This window comes from Streptomyces sp. TRD_SC_5, from assembly GCF_056836825.1.
In genome coordinates this window covers 5,944,371-5,965,483 of the sequence record NZ_JBWZZS010000001.1, presented here as the reverse complement: position 1 = coordinate 5,965,483, position 21,113 = coordinate 5,944,371, and the positions used below count along the sequence as shown (strand labels likewise).

The following is a 21,113-nucleotide window of genomic DNA, read 5'->3' as shown; positions in this document are numbered from 1 at the left end:
TTCAGACACACAGACCGACAGAGAACAGAACAGAACCAACAGCGAGCGACCACAGGGGAACGACATGCGCTGGGACAACATCTACGTGGCAGGCACCGGCTCGTACCTGCCGGAGCAGATCCAGACGGCCGACCAGGCCGTCGCGGAAGGGCTGGCCGACGCCGGGGAGTGCGCCGCCCACGGCATACGCGCGGTGCGCGTGGCCGGCCCGGACGAGACCGGGCCGGTCATGGCGGCCGAAGCCGGGCGCCGCGCGGTGGCCGCCTCCGGCCTGAAATCCGAGGACTTCGGCCTGACCGTCCACTCGTATGTGCTGCACCAGGGCCAGGAGGTGTGGACCCCGGCCAGCTACGTCCAGAACGAGACGGTCGGCGGCGCCGCCCCGGCGGTGGAAATCCTCCAGAACTCCAACGGCGGCCTGTTCTCCCTGGAGATGGCGGCCTCGCACCTCGCCGCCCGCCCCGCGCCGGGCGCCGTCCTGGTCACCGCCGGCGACGCGCACCGCCTGCCGTACTTCGACCGCTGGAACTCCGACGACGCCCTGGCGCACGGCGACGGCGCCGGCGCGGTGGTCCTCAGCAATCAGGGCGGCTTCGCCAGGCTGCGGGCCACCGTGTCGTACGGCGATCCGTCGCTGGAGCCGTTCCTGCGCGGCACCCGGGGCTGGACCCCCGCGCCGTTCGCCGACGGGAAGCCGGTGGACCTGCGGACCAGGGTCCGGGACTACATGACGCACAACGAGGACAACCTGGACGTCATGGGCGAGAAAATCGGCTCGATGAGCGTCCGGGTGCTGGAGGACGCCCTCAAGGAGGCCGGTACGGACCTGGCGAGCACCCGATTCTTTGTGCACCCCAACATCAACCTGCCGACCGTGCAGTTCGCCTACCACGAAGCCCTGGGTGTCGACCCGGCCACGACCACCTACGAGTGGGCGCGGGACCTCGGGCACATGGGCGCCGGGGACCACCTGATCAGCCTGGACCACGTCGTGGCCGAGCGGGCCCCGCGCAAGGGCGACCTGCTGATCGCGATGGGGGCCACCGCGGGCTTCGTCTGGACGGTCGCGGTCCTGGAGTTCCTCGTCGACATGCCCGCTCCCGCCGCCTGACACACCCCCCACCGAGACCTCCTGTTGAGGAGAGGAAACACCGATGGCTGACAAGGACAAGAAGGACAAGTTCGCACACCTGAACGTGGAGGAGGGGACCCTGAAGCACGGGCTCCCCTACCGCGCGCTCGGCACGGGCGACGAACCCCTGGTGGTGCTGCGCTGGTTCACCGACAGCCACACCAACCCGGGGGGCTGGGAGCGAGGCGTCGAGCTGAAGCAGCTCGCGCCGCTGGCCGAGCGCTACCGGGTCTACGCCGTCAACCGTGCCCCGGGCATGGCCCCGGGCACGACCATGGCGCAGATCGCCGAGCAGCACGCGGAGGCCCTCACCGAACGGTTCGCCGGGCCGGTGCACATCCTCGGCACCTCCTCGGGCGGTTCGGTCGCGATGCAGCTCGCCGCGGACCATCCCGAGGTGTTCAAGCGCATGGTGCTGGCCATGGCCGGCCACACCATGGGCGACGAGGCGCGCGACGCCCAGATGCGGTACGCCGAGGCGTCCGAGGCCGGGCGGCGCGCCCTGCACCACACGGCGCGGATCTCCTTCAAGAGCGCGGCTCTGGCCCGGGTGGTCGCGCCGCTGATGTGGCTGGCGGACCCGTTCGTCCGGCCCAAGGAGCCCGCCGACATGGTGGCGTTCGTCCGGGCCGAAGCGGCCTTCGACGTACAAGACCGGCTGCAAGACATCCACGTACCCACGCTGGTGATCTCGGGCGGACAGGACCGTGCCTGCCCGCCCGAGGTCTGCCGTCGTACGGCGGAGGGGCTGCCGGACGCCAGGCTCGTGGTCTACGAGGGCGCCGGCCACATCGGGACCTTCAACAACCCGCAGTTCGCACGGGACGTGCTGGAGTTCCTGACAGCCCAGTCGTCCGTCAGGGGCTGACGAGGAGCTCCTCGGTCAGCGTGGACAGCGCGGAGGGTGTCGGAGCGTCGTACACACGGCGCGCCGGCACCCTCCGGCCGGTCCGCTGACGGATCTTCGCGGTGAGCCGGGTGGCGAGCAGGGAGTGGCCGCCGAGCCGGAAGAAGTCGTCGTGCGGGCCGACGTCGGGCAGTTTCAGCACCTCGGCGAATATCTCGCAGAACAGCGCCTCGGTCTCGGTCCGGTGTCCGGCCGACGGGTCGGGCGCCCGGCCCGGCGCGGGCAGGTTCTTGCGGTCGATCTTGCCGTTGGGGGACAGCGGGAAGCTCTCCAGGCGTACGAAGGCGGACGGCATCAGGTAGTCCGGCAGGTCGGCCAGCCGGGACCGCAGCTCCTCCTCGGTCGCCGCGCCGACGGTGTACGCCACCAGCCGGGGCCCGGCCGCCGGGTCCTGACGGGCCACCACGGCGCACTGCGCCACCGCGGGGTGACCGAGCAGCACCGCCTCGACCTCGCCGGGCTCCACGCGGTACCCGCGGATCTTCACCTGGTCGTCGGCGCGCCCGAGGAACTCGAACACTCCTCCGGGCCCCCGGCGGACCAGGTCCCCGGACCGGTACATGACCGCCCCCGGGCCCCCGAACGGGTCGGGCACGAAGCGCTGCGCGGTGAGGTCCGGGCGGTCCCAGTAGCCGCGGGCGACCTGGGCCCCGGCGAGGTAGAGCTCGCCGGAAGAGCCGTCGGGCAGGGGCCGCAGCGACTCGTCGAGGACGTACGACCGCGTGCCGGTGACCTCGGTGCCGACCGGCACCGCCGCGGGCCATCCGCCGGCTTCGGCCGACAGGCTGTGGGCCAGGACGACGTGGGTCTCGGCGGGGCCGTACTCGTTGTGCAGCCGGAAGGGCGTACGGCGCCCGAACTCCCGCAGCCCGCCGTCGACATGGAGGGCCTCGCCGGCCTGGACTACGTCGGTGAGGGCGGGCAGTGTGCTGCCCTGTTCGGCGGCGGAGGTCAGCAGCGCGTCCAGTACGGCGGTCGGCGCGAACAGCTCGTTCACCCGTTGCCGCTCCAGCCAGTCGACGACGGCCTCGGGGTCGCGGCGGATGCCGTCGCGGGGGACGACGAGGGTTCGGCCCGACACCAGCGCGAACAGGATCTCCTGGACCGACACGTCGAAGCCGATGGCGGCGAACTGGGCCGTGCGCACACCGGGACCGCCCGGCAGGCTGCCGTGCTGCCAGCGCAGCAGGTTCGTCAGCCCGCCGCTGTGCATGACGATGCCCTTGGGGGTGCCGGTGGATCCGGAGGTGAAGACGAGGTAGGCCGCGCTGTCGGCGGTCAGCGGCCGGGTCCGGTCGGCGTCGACGGGGTTGCGGCGCGCGCCGGTGCGCTCAGCGCCGCCGTCCCGTTCCTGCTCAAGCCCCGCCAGGAAGTCCGCGTCGATCACGCAGGACGGGCGGGCCAGCCGGAACATCAGCTCCTTGCGCTTCTGCGGGTACTCCGTGTCGACGGGCATGTACGCCGCCCCTGACTTGAGGATCGCGAGCAGCGTCACGACCAGCTCCGCCGAGCGGGGCAGCAGGAGCGCGACGACGTCCTCGGGGCCGATGCCGCGCTCGATCAGGCGGTGCGCGATCCGGTTCGCCCGCGCGTTGAGCTCGGTGTAACCGATCTCGGTGTCCTCGAAGACGACGGCGGTCGCGTCGGGCACCAGCGCCGCCCTCCGCTCGAACAGCTCGGCGGCCGACACGTGCCGCGGGCCCGCCGGGTGCGGGCCGGCCGGGCCCTGCGGGCGCATGTCCGTCCAGTGCTCCGACGCGTACGTCAGGCAGTCGGCGTGGCTCCCGCTGTGCACGGACCGCCATCCTTCGGGCCGGTTCAGCGGGGCCGGCCACAGCGCGTGCCGGCCCTCGCCGTTCACCACCAGGTCGAACTGCCCGTCCCGGTTGTCGAAAGGATTCACCTCGAACGCTCCTCGGGGAGTGGTTGGTCTGTCCGCCGAGGGTGCGTCAGCCTGCTCGACCCGGGCTCGAACACGCGGGGTGGTGTCCTGGAGCGGTGGACGGGCGCAGCGTGGACAGGTCAGCAGGCCCCCGGAGTGGTGGAGACGCGGCTCACCTTGACCTTCGCCTCCGCAGACGAGAGATACGTGCCGTCCGCGTCATAGATCTTCGATATGCCCGAGCTCGCGAAGGCGGCGCCCTGCTGCACGGCCCGCTGGTTGACGTCGACGTAACCGACCGTGGTCCCGTCGGCCTCGTACAGCCGCTCCTTGACCTGGAAGGCGAAGGTGTTCTTGCCGGTGCGCTTCCACGCGCCCTTGCCCGAGCCACCGCCCTCCGGACCGCCGCCGGAGGCCAGGCACATCACGCCGTTGCGGTGGAACGACAGCGTCACGTTGCCGGACCCCTGGGCGTGCTCCACCGTGCCCTCCCACTTCCCGACCGGGGTGCTGGTGCGTATCGCGATCCCGCTCGCCACCTCGTGGCCGGATCCGGCGGGCGCGGCCGTGGCGCCGGCCGGGGCGGTCAGGGCCGCGGTCAGGGCGAGCCCCACGGCCGCCGGGAGTACGAACCTGGTCCTGTAGTTGCTCTTCCGCACGGTCATCTCCGCCGGGTCCTCTCTCTTGTCTACGGTCAAGGCGTGGTGGTACCGGTCTGCCACCCGGGGCCGGTCAGCCCAGGGTGCGGTGGAACGCGCGGAGTTCGGCGGCCAGGACGTCGGGCCGCTCCAGAGCCGGGAAGTGCCCGCCGTCGGGCAGGTCCCGCCAGTACCGCAGATCGGTGAAACGCTCCCTGGCCCAGGCGCGGGGCAGCCAGGCGTCCTTGGGGAACACCGAGCAGCCGGTCGGGACGTCCGTCGGCGCCATCGGCTCCTTGTCGAAGCTCTCCCAGAACAGCCGGGCCGACGAGGCCCCGGTGTTGCTGTGCCAGTACATCGACACGATGTCCAGCAGCCGGTCACGCGGGATCGCCTTCTCCAGGTCGCCGTCGTGGTCCGCCCACTGCCAGAACCGGTCGACGATCCAAGCGAGTTGGGCGGCCGGCGAGTCGGCGAACCCGTACCCGAGGGCCTGGGGGCGGGTTGCCTGGATGGCCGCGTATCCGGAGCGGTTCTTACCGAAGCCCTGCATCCGGGTCATGGCCGCCCGGTCCCGCTCGTCCAGCTCGACCTGCCGCCCGGGCGGCCCGGCGACCGGCATGGTCAGGTGGATGCCCCGCAGATGCTCGGCGTCGATGCTGCCGAGCGCCGCCGACACCCACGATCCCCAGTCGCCGCCGTGAGCGAGGTAACCGTCGTACCCGAGGCGCGCCATGAGCTCGGCCCAGGCGCCCGCGGTCCGCCGGACGGTCCATCCGGTGCCGGTGGGCCGGGGGCCGAAGCCGTGTCCCGGGAGGGACGGGCAGACGACGTGGAAGGCGTCGGCCGGGTCCTCCGGGTCGATGAGCCGGGGGATCAGGTCGAGGAACTCGACGACGGAACTGGGCCATCCGTGCGTCAGCAGCAGCGGTACGGCCCCGGGGTGGGGCGAGCGTACGTGCAGGAAGTGAACTTCCAGCCCGTCGATCTCCGTGGTGAACTGCGGGATCGCGTTCAGCCTGCGCTCGGTGGCCCTCCAGTCGTAGTCCCGCGCCCAGTACCGGCACAGCTCCCTCACCTGTTCCAGCGGTGCGCCCTGCGTCCAGTCGTCCACTGTTTCCTTGTCCGGCCAGCGTGTGTTGCTCAGCCGGGCGCGGAGATCGTCAAGACCGGTCTCCGGAACGTCCGCCCGGTAGGGCTCGATGGCTGAGCTCATCCGGTGCCTCCTCCGTGGCTTGTTTCGTTTCGCGCAGACGCTAGGGCGGTGCCCTACAGCAGCGGTCGAGTGCGGTGAGAGGACGCGGGGCAACACTCCGTGTCATGAATCGGATGAGGCCGAAATGGCTGAAGAGGAACAACGTGATGTCCAGCCCGTCGCGCCGGGCCGTCGTCTGTGCGGCCGCGCTCGGCCTGCTGTCCCCGCTGGCCGCCGGAACAGCGGAGGCCGCCAGCGCACCGGGTTTCTACAGCCCGGTGGGCGACTGGCGGGCGACGGTGACCCGCGAGGGCGCCGTCTACGACGTACAGATGTCCTTCGGCCTGGACCGGAAGGTGTGCCTGGTCTCGCCGGCCGGTGCGAGCAAGGGCACATGGGGCAGACAGGGAGAGCGGACGTTCGACTACCACATACGGGAGATGTGGTACGACGCGGGCGGCGCCGTCGAGGGCTGGGTCGACATCGATCAGGCAGGCACGATGCCCAACGGGTCGTCCTTCTCCAGCTCCGGTGTGTCCACCGTGTACCGCCCGGACGGGACGGTCGACAGCAAGGTCCCGGTGAAGATCACCGCGGTACGGACTGGCTCGGTGGACCCGGCCGCCTGCGCGTAGGCGGCGCGGGGCGGCCGGACCGTACTGGATCCCGTACGAGATCGCTCTCGCTCGGCCCGGCCTCGGCCGGCACTTCACGGGGGTGCCGGCCGGGGTTCGGCGCTGGCGTCCTCGTACCGGCCGCCGGGCCGGTCGGTGAGGCCGGGAACGCCGTCTGCAGGGGGCCTTGAGCGTGACTCCATCCGGGACTGAGGAGGCATGGCGACACTGCTGACCTCGCGGCCCACGCCGACCGAAGGGACCATCATGACGTCCAGCACAAGCACCAGCACCAGCCCGTCCGGCGCCGACGCCGACGCCGAGCAGAAGACCTTCCCGTACCAGCGCGGCTGCCCGTTCTCCATGCCCGCCGAGTACCCGGAGATGATCGAGAAGGACGTCTCGCAGGTCACGCTGGCCGGTTCCGGGCTGCGGATCTGGACGGTGACGGGTTACGAGACGATCCGCCGGCTGCTCACCGACCCCCGGGTCAGCGCCTCGCGCAAGCACGCCGGTTTCCCCTTCTACTTCATCGCGCCGCCGGAGTTCCGTACCGAGACGTCCTTCATCGGGTACGACGGCGAGGCGCACACGACCACCCGCCGCAAGGCCGCTCTCACCTTCACCAGCCGCCAGGTGAAGAAACTGCGGCCGAGGATCGAGCAGATCGTCGACGAGCACCTCGACCGGATGCTGACGATGTCGCCGCCCGTCGACCTGCACCACGCCTTCTCCCTGCCGGTTCCGATGACGGTCATCTGCGAACTCCTGGGCATCCCGCACGACAAGCACGACTTCTTCATCAAGCACGGCACGGCCCTGCTCGGCGGGCACAGCAGCGCCGAGGAGCGCCAGGCGGCGATCGTCGAGGTCAACGCGTACGTCGACGAACTGATCCAGCTCAAGAAGCGCGAGCCCGGCGAGGACCTGCTCAGCAGGGCGATGGCCGACTACGAGTCGTCCGGCGAGGAGTACACCGACCGGGACCTGTTCAACATGGTCCGGCTGCTGATGAACGGGGGTCACGAGACCACGGCGAGTCAGATCTCCCTCGGCACGGCCTGCCTGCTGGAGAACCCCGAGCAGCTGGAGCTGCTCAAGGCGGACCCGGCGCTGGTCAAGCCGGCCGTGGAGGAGCTCATCCGGATCGCCACCATCGGGGACACGGCCGTGCCGCGCGTCGCCCTGGAGGACATCGAGATCGGCGGCCAGGTGATCCGCAAGGGCGACGGCATCCTGTGCCTCGGTCTCGCCGCCAACCGCGACCCCGAGGTCTTCCCGGAGCCGGAGAAGCTCATCCTCGCCCGGGGCAGCCGCAAGCACCTGGGCTTCGGCCACGGGGTGCACCACTGCATCGGCGCCGACCTGGCGCGGCTGGAGCTGGAGATCGTGTGGAGCAAGCTGTTCGAGCGCATTCCGACGCTGCGGCTGGCGAAGCCCTTCGCGGAGATACCGCGCAAGGAGGGCGCCGTCATCTACGGCCTGTGGGAGTTGCCGGTCGCCTGGTGAGACGGCCGGACCGCCACCACAGCCCCGGGCCCCCACCACAGCCCGGACGCCACCACCCCCCGGCCCAGACCGACACAGCCCGAGGAGGACACCCCATGGCCAAGATCACCTACCGGAGCCCGGACGGCACCGACACCGTCGTCGACGTCGCCGCACCCAACAGCGTGATGCGCGGCGCCAAGATGAACAACATCGACGGCATCGAGGCGCAGTGCGGCGGCTCGGCCCAGTGCGGCACCTGCCACGTCTACGTCGACGAGGCCAACACCCTGCCCCTGCCGCCGATGCACGAGTCGGAGGACGACGTGCTGTACGGCACGGCCAGCCCTCGGCGCGCCACCAGCCGGCTGAGCTGCCAGCTCCCCGTCACCGAAGCCGTGGACGGCCTGCTGGTGCATCTCCCGGAGAGCCAGTCCTGATGGCCGGGCCGTCGGCTCGCTCGGTCGTCGTCGTGGGCGCGGGGCAGGGCGGCCTGGAGACCGCGGCGGCGCTGCGCGGCCGCGGTTTCGACGGGCGGATCACCCTGATCGGTACGGAGGAGGCCCTTCCGTACCAGCGTCCGCCCTTGTCGAAGGGGTACCTCGCCGGCGTCGCCTCGCAGGACGAACTCACCCTCCGGCCACGGTCGTTCTTCGAGAGCCAGGACATCCGTCTGCTCACCGGCACGTCGGTGGCCGAGGTCGACCGCGGCGGCGGACGGGTCATCCTGGCGACCGGCACGGCCATCGGGTACGACCACCTCGTCCTGGCCACCGGAGCCCGCCCGCGCCGCCTCCCGCTGCCCGGCGCGGACCTCGCCGGCGTCCACACCCTGCGGGACCTGGGCGACGCCGACACGCTGCGGGCCGGGCTGCGGCCCGGCGCGCACCTGCTGATCGTGGGCGGCGGCTTCGTCGGGCTCGAACTGGCCGCGACGGCCCACCTGCTGGGCCTGGAGGTCACGGTCGTCGAAGCGGGACCGCGCATTATGGAGCGCGCCACCACCGCGGCCCTGTCCGACCGGCTCACCGCAGAGCACCGTGCGCGGGGCACCAGAATCCTGCTCCGCCGGGAGGTGCTCGCGCTGCGCGGCGACGCCTCGGGACACGTACGGATCGCGGAGCTCGACGGCTGCGAACGCGTGGCGGCGGACCTGGTGGTGATGGGTGTGGGCGTGCACCCCCGTACCGAACTCGCCGCGGACGCGGGCCTGCCGGTCGGTGACGGCATCCTGGTCGACCGGACGCTGCGCGCGGCCGGCCCGGTGTACGCCATCGGGGACTGCGCCCGCTTCCCCAGCCCCGCGACGGGCCGCCGGCTGCGCCTGGAGTCGGTGCAGAACGCCTCGGACCAGGCGCGCTGCGTGGCCGACGCGATCTGCGGCAGCCCGCGCCCGTACAGCGCCGTGCCCTGGTTCTGGACGGAGCAGTACGGTCTGCGCGTCCAGATGGCGGGCATAACGTCCGGGTACGACCGCACGGTCGTGACCGGGGACGTGGCGGAGGGCCGGTTCTCGGTCTTCTGCTTCCGCGAGGGCAGACTGCTCGGCACGGAGTCGGTCAACCGGGCGGCCGACCACATGATCACACGCCGGCTGCTGGCCGGGGACGACGCCGCCCGCCCTACCCTCGACGAGGTGGCGCGCCAGGGCTTCGACCTCAAGGAGTACCAGCGTTCGCGTCAGCCGCTGTAGGAAGACCCGAGCCGGACCACGGGAAGCCGGGCCGCCGCCGAAGCGGTTGCCCGGCTTCCGTCGCGTTCGACGCGTGCTCGACAGGTCTTCGAGGCGGTGGGCGCAGGGTGGCCGCATGGCTGACACCCCACACCGCGACGGACCGGCGGGCGCGTGGACCGCGCGCATCGGCAGGGAGTCCGAGACCTCGGAGAACGTCTTCCACTTCACCCGGGACGGCCGTGTCTTCCTGGCGGGCGGCGGCGCCGGCCACTGGGAGCCGACCGGCCCCGGCGCGTTCACCTACCGGATCGCCGAGCCCCTCTACGACCAGGACGGTCACTGCGCGGGCTGGGTGGACATCGACCAGCGGGCGGCGCTGAGCGGGTCCACGTTCACCAGCGAGGGTGTCTCCCTCGTACAGGACGCCGAAGGGCGCACCCTGCGCACCAAGCGGGTCACGGTGACCGCGGAGGCCAGACACCGGGCGGGGACGCCGGACGGCCCCGGCCCGGGATGACCGGGCCGGGGCCGAGAAGTGCGCTCAGACAGCGGTACGGGAATGCTCCGCCGTCCCGGATTCCGCACCCGATCCCGTACCCGAGACCGCACCCGATCCCGTACCCGAGACCGCACCCGTCTCCGCACCCGGACCGGCGTCCGCGCCCGCCTCCGGGCCGGCCGCCGCCGGGGCGTCGGCGTCCTTCCCGTCGCCGTACACCGCGGCCTCGGCGTCGCCGGGCCGCACGTTCCGCAGCAGCACCACCACCAGCACGGCCGCGACCAGCACGAGTGCCGCAGCGATCACCGCGTTGACGTGCAGTCCGTCCACGAACGCCTGCCGGGCGGCGTCCACGAGCCGCGCCCCGGTCTCCGCGGGCAGCGTGCCGGCGACCTCCAGCGCTCCGCCGAGCGTGTCGCGCGCGGTCTCGACGGCGGGACCGGGCACACCGGCCGGCATGGTGTCCGACAGCACCGCCCGGTAGACGCCGGTACCCACACTACCGAGGACGGCGACGCCGATCGCCATCCCGAACTCCTGGTTGGTCTCCGAGATCGCCGACGCGGCCCCCGCCCGCTCCGGCGGCGCGGCTCCGACGATCATGTCCACACCCATGATGGAGATGGGGCTGACACCAACCGCGAACACGATGGAACCGGCCACCATCGTCGCCAGGTCTCCGGACCCGTCGAGCCGGGTGAACATCAGGAAGCCGACCGCGGCGACCACCAGGCCGCCGCCCATCACGTAGGACGGGCGGACGAACTTCACCAGCGCCGGCGTGACCGACGCGGCGAGGATCATGCCGCCCGCTTGCGGCAGCGTCCACAGCCCGGCCTCGAAGGGCGAGAGACCGAGCACCAGTTGCATGTACTGGGACAGGAAGAAGAACAGCCCCGACATCGCGAACAGGGTCAGGGTCAGGGTCGCCAGGGAGGCGCTGAACGCACGGTTGGAGAACAGCCGCAGATCCAGCATCGGATCGGCCGATCCGCGCTGACGCCGCACGAACACCACTCCGAGGACGAGCCCCGCCGCCAGGGCCACCAGCGGCACCGGCGCGAAACCGTCCTTGGCCAGCTCCTTGACCCCGTACACCAGCGAGATCATGGCCGCGACGGACAGCGCGACGCTCGCCGGGTCGAGCCGGCCGGGCTTCGGGTCCCGGTACTCGGGCAGCAGCACCGGCCCGACGACCAGGAGCAGCACCATCGGGGGCACGGCGAGGAGGAACACCGCGCCCCACCAGAAATGCTCCAGCACCGAGCCGCCGACCAGCGGGCCGATCGTCATGCCGACGGTGAAGCTCGACATCCACACGGCGATGGCGGCGGTGCGCTGGGACGGTACGTGGAACATGTTGCGGATCAGTGCCAGCGTGGACGGCATCAGCGTCGCGCCGGCGATGCCCAGCAGGGCCCGGGTCGCGACGAGCATCTCGGCGCTGGTCGACCAGGCCGCCAGCAGCGACGCGGCGCCGAAGGCCGCGGCGCCGATGAGCAGCAGTCTGCGGCGGCCGATCCGGTCGCCCAGGGTGCCCATGGCGATCAGGAATCCGGCCACGAGAAACCCGTAGATGTCCAGGATCCACAGCAGTTGGGAGCTGCTGGGCGCCAGGTCGGCGCTGAGCTGCGGGACCGCCAGGTACAGGACGGTCACGTCCATCGAGATCAGCAGCGTGGGCAGGGCCAGGACAGCGAGTCCAATCCATTCCCGTCTACCTGCCCTGCGCAGGGGGTCGGCGGGTGTGGCGGCTTCTGTCATCAGTGTCCTCCGTACGGACTTCGGGGGTTCAGTGCCGGACCGGCGGCGCCGGTACCCAGGACCGCCAGCAGGCTGCGGGCCTGGACGTTCAGGTAGTAGCCGTGCTCGGCCAGTGAGCCGAGCTGGGCCGCGGTGGCCCAGTAGTAGCCGGGCGGCGGGACGTCGGGGGCCGCAGGGCCTCCGGCCGCCTCGACGATCAGGTAGCGGCTCTCCGCGTTGAGGAAGCGGCCGCCTTCCTCGGAATGCACGGCCTCGTAGACGATGCGCCCCTCCGAACCGTCGCCACCCGCCGGACCGTCGGCGCTGGTCGCGCCGAGCACCAGGTCGAGGAAGGGGGGCCGGTGCACGGCGGGCAGATGCGCGTGATTCTCGGGGACGCACTGCACCGTCGGCGCCAGCTCCACCCCGTGGCACAGCCCGGCCTCGACGCGGGCATGCACCAGCAGGTGCGGGATCCCGTGGAACCGGCGTACGAGGAAGGCGGTGACCCCCCGGCCCACCGGCTCGATCAACGGCTGCGACCAGCCACTCACTTCGCGGTTTCCGGCCTCGACGGAGACAGCGACAACCCGGAAGAAGCGACCGTCGTCGCGTTCCAGGGACCAGCCACCCCGGTGCCAGCCCTCCAGGCCGTCGAGCGGCACGCGTTCCGCGTGGACGTACTGGGAGCGTTCGGCGGTGAACCATGACAGGAGCCGGGTGCCGGAGTGCAGGGCGGCATGGGCCGGGGCGTCCTCGGGGCCGGTCACGGGAGCGCAGGCCAGCACGGAGCGGGCGTCCATGTTCACCACGTTGTCCTGGCGCAGCAGTTCACCGATCTGCCCCAGTGTGAGCCAGCGGAAGTCGTCGTGTGCCGGGATCTCGTCGTACACCTCGACGATCATGTTCCGGTTGCTCTTGCGGAAGAACCAGGAGCCGTGCTCCGACTGCAGCGCGTCGGCAAGCACCCGCCCGCCGGTGCGTTCCGGGTGCAGGAAGCGGTCGAGGTGGCGCACGTCCGCGCCCCGGTGGACCTTGGTGTAGTTACTGCGGGTCGCCTGCACGGTCGGGGAGAGCTGCAGCAGGTTCGGGTTGCCGGGCTCCATCTTGGCCTGCAGCAGGAAGTGCAGGACCCCGTCGAACTCCTTGGCCAGGATGCCCAGTACGCCGACTTCGGGCTGGTGGACAACGGGCTGCTGCCAGGTGCGGTAGGGGCCGCTTTCCACGGCCGCCCGCAGCCCTTCGACGGTGAAGAACCGCCCGCTGTCATGGCCCAGGTTCCCGGTGCCCGGCTGGAACGACCAGCCGGCCAGGCCGGCGAAAGGGATGCGGTGTACGGCGAAGTGGTGTGCCAGACGCCGCTGTTCGAGCCAGTCGGCCACCTCGGCGGTACGCATCCAGCTGCCTGCCCCGGTGACGGCGGCAGAACGCGCGAGCCGCCGGGCCGGGCCGGTACCAGGACCGGTCCCGGTCACGCTCCCGGGACCGGTCTCCTCGGGAGCCGGAACCCGCAGTACGTCCGTGGACATGGGGTCAGTCCTCCACCGGGCCGAGGAGGACCGCCGCGTAGTTCCTGGCCGCGGACGTCTCGTACTGCAACGCCACATGGCTGGTCGCCGTGGTGATGTCGCGCCAGTGCCGCTGGAGGTCGTGGGCCTCGCCGAGGCCGCCGGTGCCGGCGACGGAGACGAGGAGTGCGGCCGCGTCCTGGAGCGTCTCGGCTGCGAAGGTCGCGTTGCGCTCGCCGCGGGCCAGGAGCTCGCGGGTGAACCGGTGGGTGTCGGCGGCATCGGCGTTCTGTTCGATGAGCAGCCGGGCCGCGTCGATCCGGCCGGCGGCACGGACCAGCTTCACCTCTTTGGCGGGCGTCCTGCGGCGCCCGGTGACGGTAGCTGCGGCGGCCTCCAAAGCACCTGCCGCGGCACCGGCCACGGGTGCGATGAACGGCAGTCCGCTGACCGCCTGGAGCGGCACGTTGTGGACGGGAAGGTCCGAGGAGCTGTTGCGGCCGGTGAGCAGTTCCTGGCGGTCGAAGGAGAAGTGCTCGGCCACCAGTACGTCGTTGACAGTGACGGTGTGGCTTCCGGTCGCCCGCATACCGACGTTGTCCCAGGTGGCCTCGACGGTCCAGGTGCCCCACGGCAGGGCGAAGAACCGCATGGCCGGCGGGCCGTCGGCGCCCGGAACGATCGCGCAGACCAGCGCCCAGTCGGCGACGTCGATCCCGCTGACGTATCCCCAGCGTCCGCTGAGCCGCCATCCATCGTCCGTCAGGGTGGCCCGGCCGGCCGGCATGAGGGCTGTCGCGATCACCGTGTCGGGACTCTCGCCCCACACGGCCTGCTGCCCCTCATGGGGAAGGTGCGCGGCAAACCGCGCGGAGTAGGCGGCGAGCGAGGCGTACCACGCGGTCGAGGCGCAGCCCTGTCCGACGGTGACGACGGCGCGGGTCAGTTCGGCGAACGAGCCTTCGGCGCCACCCCACTTCTGCGCCACGAAGTGGCGCGGGAAGCCGGCCTCACGGACAGCGTCCGCCACCTCCCGGGCGAGCTTGCGGCTGCTGTCGGCGTCGGCGGCATGCCGAGCGGCGAGGACACGCAAAGCCTCGGCGGCTCGGGCCGTCCCGGTGTCCGGCTGTTTGTCGGCAGGCATCCTCGTGACCTCCTGGCTGATAGAGCGGGTACGGGGTGGTCGATGGTCCAACGGTGACGCGGCAACGGGCCGAATGGCCCGGCCGGTCCGTCCGCGCCACGAGCCTTCCGCACCTGTCTCGAGACCTGCTGCATCCGTGCTGGACCCCGCGGGCGCACAGAAGGCCCCGCCCCGCAGAGACGACATGCGACAGCGATGGGCGCACGCACCGCACACCGCGCAAGCGGGCCCGTGTACGCACGCCCACCAGCCAGAATCCGGCCCGCGACGCGTGCGCGGGCCCGCAGGGGCGCTGTGAACTCCCTGGCCGCACTGAAGTCGATCAGGACAGCCCGTCTGGACGGCGCCCCGCTCTGCGTGATCCTGGACAACCCGCCACCTAGCCCACGCAGGCGGTGGCGAGGGGCATGGGGCCTCGCCCGGGGCGCGCGTCGTCGAGGAGCACGTAGTGGACGGCGTCGAGCAGGGCCCGCCAGCTCGCCGTGACCGTGTTCTGGTCCACGCCCACGGTGCCCCAGTGGCGTTCGCCGTCCCGGTAGGTGATCATCACGCGGGCGGCGGCGCCGCTGCCGGTCTCGCCGGTGAGGACGCGCACCCGGTAGTCCACCAGCTCCAGGCGGGCGAGCTGTGGGAAGAACGGGTCGAGGGCCTGGTGCAGGGCCCGGTCGAGCGCGTTGACTGGTCCGTTTCCGTGGCCGGTCGCGGCGAGCGGGACGCCGTCGATCCGCAGTCGTACGGACGCCTCGGTGCTCACCTCGCCGTCGCGCTGTCCGGCGACGGAGACCTGCCAGGACTCGACCTGGAACGGCGGCTGCGCCGCGCTGCCGGCCAGCTCCTCGCTGAGCAGCAGCTCGAAGGAGGCGTCGGCGGACTCGAAGCTGTAGCCGTCGCTCTCCAGTTCCTTGACGCGGGCGGCGGCGCGGGCCACCGCCGGTGAGCCGGCGGCGACGTCGTAACCCAGTTCCCGTGCCTTGAGTTCGACGGACGACCGGCCGCCCATGTCGGAGACCAGTGTCCGCATGACGTTGCCCACCAGGGCCGGGTCGATGTGCTGGTAGAGGTCGGGGTCGACGCGCAGGGCGGAGGCGTGCAGTCCCGCCTTGTGCGTGAACGCGGACGCGCCGACGTAGGGGGCGGCGGGGCGTGGGGCGACGCCGGTGATCTCCGTGATGGAGCGTCCGGTGGCGGCCAGGCCGGCGAGCAGCGCCGGGGCGACCACCTGCCGGCCGCGCTTGAGGACGAGGTTGCCCATGACGGTGAACAGGCTGGCGTTGCCGCAGCGTTCGCCGTAACCGTGCGCGGTCCCCTGGACGTGTACGGCTCCGGCGTCGACGGCGGCCATGGTGTTGGCGACGGCGCAACCCGTGTCGTCGTGGCAGTGGATGCCGACCGCGGCACCCGTCATGGCGATGGTGTCGGCGACCACCGCGGCGACCTCGTCGGGCAGGGCCCCGCCGTTGGTGTCGCACAGTACGACGGCCTCCGCACCGGCCTCCGCGGCGGTGCGGACGACGGCGAGGGCGTAGTCGCGGTTGAGGCGATGCCCGTCGAAGTAGTGCTCGGCGTCGAGAAAGACGCGCCTGCCCGCGTGCACGAGGTGCCGTACGGTGCTGCCGATCATGGCGAGGTTCTCGGCGAGTGTGGTGCGCAGTGCGCGCTCCACATGCCCGGTGTGGCTCTTGCCGACCAAGGTGATGACTGATGTCCCGGCCGCCAGCAGGGCGCGCACCTGGGGGTCGACGGAAACTACGACACCGGGCCTGCGGGTGGCACCGAAGGCCACCAACTCGGCATGTCGTAGATGCAGTTCGGTCTGGGCCCGGTGGAAGAACTCGGTGTCTCTCGGCACCGCCCCCGGCCAGCCTCCCTCGATGAATCCCACTCCGAGGGCGTCCAGATGGCGGGCGACGGCGAGCTTCTCGTCGACGCTGAGCACCATGCCTTCTTGTTGGCTGCCGTCGCGCAGGGTCGTGTCGTAGAGCTGCAGGCTCTCCTCGGCCATCGCCCCTCCTCTTTCGCGCCGCCGATGCCCGTCACACCGCGACTCTGGTCCGGCCACCGTCCGGCGGCGGGCTCGAAGGGACCTGGAGCGGTGGTCGACACGGCGGGCGGGCGGGGCCCGGACGCGTCCGCCCCCTCCGCTCCCTCCGGAGGGAGGTGGCGGAGGGGGCGGAAGGGGCGGAGGGGCCCCTTGTGCCGGTAGTGCTCAGCGTGGGGCGACCGGCAGCGGCCGGTCGCCGTGCTTGAGCGGCCGCCACCACAGGGAGTTGTCCCGGTACCAGGCCACTACGTCGGCGAGGCCCTGCTCGAACGGCACCCGGGGCGTGAAGCCCAGCTCCTCCCGGATCTTGCCGTCGTCGAGCGAGTAGCGCAGATCGTGCCCCTTGCGGTCCGGGACCGCCCGTACGAGGTCCGGGTCGGCGCCGCACAGGCTCAGGAGCAGGTCCGTCATCTGGCGGTTGGTGCGCTCGTTGCCTCGCCCGACGTTGTAGATCTCGCCGGGCCGTCCTCGGGTGACGACGAGTTGCACCGCCCGGCAGTGGTCGTCCACATGGAGCCATTCGCGGACGTTGCTGCCGTCCCCGTAGAGACCGACCGGCTCTCCCTCGATCAGATTGGTGACGAACAGCGGGATCAGCTTCTCCGTGTGCTGATAGGGGCCGTAGTTGTTGGAGCACCGGGTGATGGACAGGTCGAGACCGTGGCTGCGCCAGTAGGAGCGGGCGACGAGGTCACTGGCCGCCTTGGTCGCGGCGTACGGGGAGTTGGGCAGCAGCGGCCATTCCTCGGTCCAGGAGCCCTCGTCGATGGAGCCGTACACCTCGTCGGTGGAGATGTGCACCACCCGCTGGACCCCCGCGGCGACGCAGGCGTCCAGCACGGTCTGGGTGCCGGCGACGTTGGTACGGACGAAGTCGGAGGCGTCGACGAGCGACCGGTCGACATGCGACTCGGCCGCGAAGTGCACGACGACGTCGTGTCCTGGAAGCAGGTCGAACAGCAGCCCGCGATCGCACACATCACCCCGTACGAAGGTGAGCCGCGGGTGGTCGGAAGGCAGATTGGCGCGGTTTCCGGCGTACGTGAGCTTGTCCAGGACCGTCACCTGGGCCTGCTCGAAGCCCGGGTAGCCGCCCGCGAGAAGCGTTCGGACGTAATGCGAGCCGATGAAGCCCGCGCCGCCTGTCACGAAGACCCTCATGCGACCACCACGCTGGAGTGGTCGCCGAGAACCAGCCGGCTGCGGCCCGCGTCGGCGTCGCAGGACAGCGTGGCGTCCCGGCCGATCACCGAGCCGTGCACGCCGGTGACCCGCCGCACCTGGGCGCCGTCGAGCATGATGGAGTCCTCGATGCCGGCGGCCCCGAGCACGCAGTCCCGGCCGATCGCCGTGTACGGGCCGACGGCGCTGTCCTCGACGCGGGTGCCCGCTCCGATGATCGCGGGGCCGGTGATCCTGGACCGTACGATCCGGGCGCCCTCCTCGACGACGACCGCGCCGATCAGCACGCTGGCGCCGTCGACCTCTCCCGCGACGGACGGCTTGAGGCCGTCGAGCAGCGTGCGGTTGCAGTGCAGGACGTCCTCGACCCTGCCGGTGTCCTTCCAGAACCCCCGGTAGGTGCGGGCCCGAACGTCGTGACCGTTCGAGACCAGCCACTGGATGGCGTCGGTGACCTCCAGTTCGCCGCGGGCGCTGGGCTCGATGGCGGCGACCGCCTCGTGGATGGCCGGGGTGAAGAAGTACACGCCGATCACGGCGAGGTCGCTGCGCGGCCGCTGTGGCTTCTCCACGAGCCGCAGCACCCGGCCTTCGGCGTCGATCTCCGCGACGCCGAAGGCGCGCGGGTCGGGCACGGAGTGCACCACGACCTGGGCGGCGGGGCGCGCGGCACGGAACTCGTCCGCGATGTCCTTGACGCTGTCGGTCAGTACGTTGTCGCCGAGGTACATCACGAAGTCGTCGGCGCCGAGGAAGTCCCGGGAGATCGCGATGCAGTCGGCGAGCCCGCGCGGGTGGTCCTGCTGGATGTAGGTGATGCGTACGCCGAGCGGGGAACCGTCCCCGAGCGCGGCGGCGATTTCCGGTCCCCGGTCGCCGACGACCAGTCCGACCTCCCGGATTCCGAGCGTACGGAGACTCTCCATCACATGGACGAGAACCGGTTTGTTGGCGATCGGCATGAGCTGTTTGGGCATGGAGTGGCTGAAGGGGCGCAGCCTGCTGCCGACCCCTCCGGCCAACACGAGTGCTTTCATCGTCGTCAGACCTCCTCAGAGCGCGGTCAGCGCCTCACGCAGAGCACCGATGACCCGGTCCTGGGTCTCCGGGGGCAGCGAGGGGTACATCGGCAGCGAGAAGATCTCGCCCGCGAGCCGCTCGGTGACCGGAAGGGAACCCGTGAGGTAACCGAGGTGCTGGAAACCGGTCATGGTGTGGACCGGCCACGGGTAGCTGATGTTGAGGCAGATGTCGTGGCGCTTCAGCGCCTCGATGATCTCGTCGCGCCGCGGGTGGCGGACGACGTACACGTAGTGGACGTGTTCGTTGCCGGGGTTCGTCGAGGGCAGGATCAGCCCGCCGGGGCCGGCCAGGTCGGCGAGTCCCTCCTCGTAGCGGCGGGCCACCGCGCGCCGCCCCTCGACGTAACTGTCCAGGCGGGGCAGCTTGCGGCGCAGGATCTCGGCGTGGACCTCGTCGAGGCGGCTGTTGTGGCCGGGGGTCTCGACGACGTAGTACGTCTTCTCCATGCCGTAGTAGCGCAGTCGGCGAAGACTGCTGTCGACGGCCTCGTCGTCCGTGACGACGGCTCCGCCGTCGCCGTACGCGCCGAGCACCTTGGTCGGGTAGAAGGAGAACGCGGCCGCGTCGCCCAGGGTCCCGGCCAGAGCCCCGTGGTGGCGCGCGCCGTGCGCCTGGGCGCAGTCCTCCAGGATCTTCAGGCCGTGCTGCTCGGCGAGCCGCCGCAGCGGTGCCATGTCCACGCACTGGCCGTAGAGGTGCACCGGCAGCAGGGCCTTGGTGCGGGGGGTGATGGCCGCGGCGACCAGGTCGGTGTCCATGAGGAAGTCGCTCTCGCGGACGTCGACGAAGACGGGTGTGGCACCGGCCCCGTCGATCGCCAGCACGGTCGGCGCGGCCGTGTTGGAGACGGTGATCACCTCGTCGCCCGGTCCGACGCCGAGGGCCTGGAGCGCCAGTTTCAGCGCGTTGGTTCCGTTGTCGACTCCGGTGCAGTGCCGTACGCCGTGCCAGGCGGCGTACTCCTCCTCGAAGCCCCGCACGCTCTTTCCGAGGACGAGTTGGCCGGAGCCGAACACGGTCTCGACGGCGTCGAGGATGTCCTTCCGCTCGGTCTCGTACTCCGGCAGGTAGTCCCAGACATAGGTGGTCATGGGTGGGTCAGCCTCCATCAGTTCCGTCGGACGGTCCGTCGTCCCGGTGCCCGCAATGTGTGGTGGCGCAGTCGGGTCTCGCTCAAGCGCGGGTGGTCGCCGCGTCCCGGGCCGCGCCCGCGCGAAGGAGCCCGTCGATCTGCGTGGCGGACCAGCCGCACTCGGCGAGAAGCTCCCTGGTGTGCGCGCCGGGACGTGGGGCGGGCGCGGGCATCGTCGCGGCCGTGCGGCCGAAGCGGGGCGCGGGGCCGGGCTGTGTCCCCCCGGGGGTGGGCACGAAGGTGCCGCGGGCCCTGTGGTGGGGGTGGCCGGCCGCCTCCGTGGCGGAGAGCACCGGGCTCACGCATGCCTCCGTACCGTCGAAGTGCGCCGCCCAGGCGTCCCGGGTGCGGGTGGCGAACCGGGCCGTGAACACCTCGCGCAGCGCCGGCCAGTTGGCACGGTCCGACCGGTCGGGGAGCGGCCGGTCCGCCAGACCCAGGCCGTCGATGAGCGCCTCGTAGAAACGGTCCTCGAGCGCCCCGACCGCCACGTACGCCCCGTCCGCGCACGCGTACACGCCGTAGTACGGCGCGCCGCCGTCCAGCAGGTTGCGGCCCCTGCCGTGCTCCCACTCACCGGCGCCGGCCATGCCGAGGAGCATGCCGAGGAGGGACGCGGTGCCGTCCACGATCGCCGTGTCGACGACCTGGCCGAGCCCCGAGCGCTGCCGTTCGTAGAGGGCGGCGAGGATGCCGCCCACGAGGAACATTCCGCCGCCGGCGAAGTCGCCGAGCAGATTGACGGGCGGCACGGGAGGGCCGTCCGCCGGGCCGATGGCGTGCAACGCGCCGGTGAGGGCTATGTAGTTGATGTCGTGGCCCGGGGCCCGGGACAGCGGCCCGTCCTGGCCCCACCCGGTCATCCGGGCGTACACCAGTGCCGGGTTGCGGTCGGTGCACGCCTGCGGTCCGAGGCCCAGCCGTTCGGTGGTGCCCGGCCGGAATCCCTCCACGAGTACGTCGCTGCGGTCCACGAGCCGCAGTACGGACTCGACGCCGTCGGGGTGCTTGAGGTCCAGGGAGATCGAGCGCCGGCCCCGGTCCAGGACCTGGTGCCAGGCGCCGAAGGAACGCTCGCCGTCGGCGCGGTCGATCCGTACGACGTCGGCGCCCAGGTCGGCGAGGAGCATGCAGGCGAAGGGGGCCGGGCCGATACCGGCCAGTTCGACGACCCGCAGACCGTCGAGCGGTCCGCCGGGCCCTACGTCCTCACGGTGCGTGATCAGCATGCGGGCACGGTAGGCAGCGGG

17 protein-coding genes and 1 pseudogene are annotated in these 21,113 nt (G+C 71.6%); 7 read left to right on the top strand and 11 right to left on the bottom strand.

Going from position 1 to position 21,113, the window contains the following annotated elements; all coding sequences use genetic code 11:
- Positions 1–64 precede the first annotated feature (64 nt).
- Positions 65–1,111: a ketoacyl-ACP synthase III family protein gene (locus tag AC1P0E_RS27350; RefSeq protein WP_482744767.1), complete on the top strand. Its 1,047-nt coding sequence runs from the start codon at positions 65–67 to the stop codon at positions 1,109–1,111.
- Positions 1,112–1,154: 43 nt separating this feature from the next.
- Entirely contained in the window at positions 1,155–2,000 is an 846-nt protein-coding gene (locus AC1P0E_RS27345) for an alpha/beta fold hydrolase (RefSeq protein WP_482744766.1), read from the top strand.
- Here the strand turns inward: AC1P0E_RS27345 and AC1P0E_RS27340 are convergent.
- The 3 genes from AC1P0E_RS27340 to AC1P0E_RS27330 form a co-directional block, all read right to left on the bottom strand.
- Positions 1,990–3,942 (bottom strand): amino acid adenylation domain-containing protein, encoded by a 1,953-nt coding sequence (locus tag AC1P0E_RS27340; protein ID WP_482744765.1) that lies wholly within the window; start codon positions 3,940–3,942, stop codon positions 1,990–1,992. The two genes, AC1P0E_RS27345 and AC1P0E_RS27340, sit on opposite strands and share 11 nt — an antisense overlap.
- 119 nt (positions 3,943–4,061) lie before the next feature.
- Positions 4,062–4,619 carry a hypothetical protein gene (locus tag AC1P0E_RS27335; protein ID WP_482744764.1) on the bottom strand — a complete coding sequence of 186 codons (558 nt, stop codon included), beginning with the start codon at positions 4,617–4,619 and terminating at the stop codon, positions 4,062–4,064.
- Positions 4,620–4,653: 34 nt separating this feature from the next.
- Positions 4,654–5,775 (bottom strand): epoxide hydrolase family protein, encoded by a 1,122-nt coding sequence (locus AC1P0E_RS27330; protein ID WP_482744763.1) that lies wholly within the window; start codon positions 5,773–5,775, stop codon positions 4,654–4,656.
- Between the two features lie 146 nt (positions 5,776–5,921).
- Between AC1P0E_RS27330 and AC1P0E_RS27325 the strand changes: the two genes are divergently transcribed.
- From AC1P0E_RS27325 to AC1P0E_RS27305, 5 genes are all read left to right on the top strand, one after another.
- On the top strand, positions 5,922–6,389 hold the full coding sequence (locus tag AC1P0E_RS27325; protein WP_482744762.1) for a hypothetical protein: 468 nt from the start codon (positions 5,922–5,924) through the stop codon (positions 6,387–6,389).
- A gap of 246 nt (positions 6,390–6,635) precedes the next feature.
- The gene (locus AC1P0E_RS27320) at positions 6,636–7,877 is read left to right on the top strand and encodes a cytochrome P450 (RefSeq protein WP_482744761.1); all 1,242 of its coding nucleotides are present in this window, start codon (positions 6,636–6,638) and stop codon (positions 7,875–7,877) included.
- 95 nt (positions 7,878–7,972) lie between these two features.
- Positions 7,973–8,296, top strand: a complete 324-nt coding sequence (locus AC1P0E_RS27315) for a 2Fe-2S iron-sulfur cluster-binding protein (protein WP_482744760.1) — start codon at positions 7,973–7,975, stop codon at positions 8,294–8,296.
- Positions 8,296–9,549, top strand: a complete 1,254-nt coding sequence (locus AC1P0E_RS27310; RefSeq protein WP_482744759.1) for an NAD(P)/FAD-dependent oxidoreductase — start codon at positions 8,296–8,298, stop codon at positions 9,547–9,549. The genes AC1P0E_RS27315 and AC1P0E_RS27310 overlap by 1 nt, the downstream gene beginning before the upstream one ends.
- A gap of 115 nt (positions 9,550–9,664) precedes the next feature.
- A complete protein-coding gene (locus AC1P0E_RS27305; RefSeq protein ID WP_482744758.1) occupies positions 9,665–10,048 on the top strand; it encodes a hypothetical protein in 384 nt (127 codons plus the stop codon).
- 231 nt (positions 10,049–10,279) lie between these two features.
- On the opposite strand, the pseudogene AC1P0E_RS27300 reads toward AC1P0E_RS27305, so the two are convergent.
- The 8 genes and pseudogenes from AC1P0E_RS27300 to AC1P0E_RS27265 form a co-directional block, all read right to left on the bottom strand.
- Positions 10,280–11,794: pseudogene (locus tag AC1P0E_RS27300) on the bottom strand (MFS transporter); the annotation flags it as partial.
- Entirely contained in the window at positions 11,794–13,302 is a 1,509-nt protein-coding gene (locus tag AC1P0E_RS27295) for an NDP-hexose 2,3-dehydratase family protein (RefSeq protein ID WP_482744757.1), read from the bottom strand. The gene AC1P0E_RS27295 and the pseudogene AC1P0E_RS27300, both read right to left, overlap by 1 nt.
- Before the next feature lie 4 nt (positions 13,303–13,306).
- The gene (locus tag AC1P0E_RS27290; RefSeq protein WP_482744756.1) at positions 13,307–14,425 is read right to left on the bottom strand and encodes an acyl-CoA dehydrogenase family protein; all 1,119 of its coding nucleotides are present in this window, start codon (positions 14,423–14,425) and stop codon (positions 13,307–13,309) included.
- Positions 14,426–14,804: 379 nt separating this feature from the next.
- Positions 14,805–16,427 carry a citramalate synthase gene (cimA, locus tag AC1P0E_RS27285; RefSeq protein ID WP_482744755.1) on the bottom strand — a complete coding sequence of 541 codons (1,623 nt, stop codon included), beginning with the start codon at positions 16,425–16,427 and terminating at the stop codon, positions 14,805–14,807.
- Positions 16,428–16,631: 204 nt separating this feature from the next.
- Positions 16,632–17,627: a dTDP-glucose 4,6-dehydratase gene (gene rfbB, locus AC1P0E_RS27280; RefSeq protein ID WP_482744754.1), complete on the bottom strand. Its 996-nt coding sequence runs from the start codon at positions 17,625–17,627 to the stop codon at positions 16,632–16,634.
- Positions 17,624–18,685 (bottom strand): glucose-1-phosphate thymidylyltransferase, encoded by a 1,062-nt coding sequence (locus AC1P0E_RS27275; RefSeq protein ID WP_482744753.1) that lies wholly within the window; start codon positions 18,683–18,685, stop codon positions 17,624–17,626. Before AC1P0E_RS27275 ends, rfbB begins: the two co-directional genes overlap by 4 nt.
- A gap of 15 nt (positions 18,686–18,700) precedes the next feature.
- Complete coding sequence (locus tag AC1P0E_RS27270; RefSeq protein ID WP_482744752.1) at positions 18,701–19,822, bottom strand: DegT/DnrJ/EryC1/StrS family aminotransferase; 1,122 nt, start codon at positions 19,820–19,822, stop codon at positions 18,701–18,703.
- Positions 19,823–19,904: 82 nt separating this feature from the next.
- The gene (locus AC1P0E_RS27265; protein ID WP_482744751.1) at positions 19,905–21,092 is read right to left on the bottom strand and encodes a CaiB/BaiF CoA transferase family protein; all 1,188 of its coding nucleotides are present in this window, start codon (positions 21,090–21,092) and stop codon (positions 19,905–19,907) included.
- Positions 21,093–21,113 lie beyond the last annotated feature (21 nt).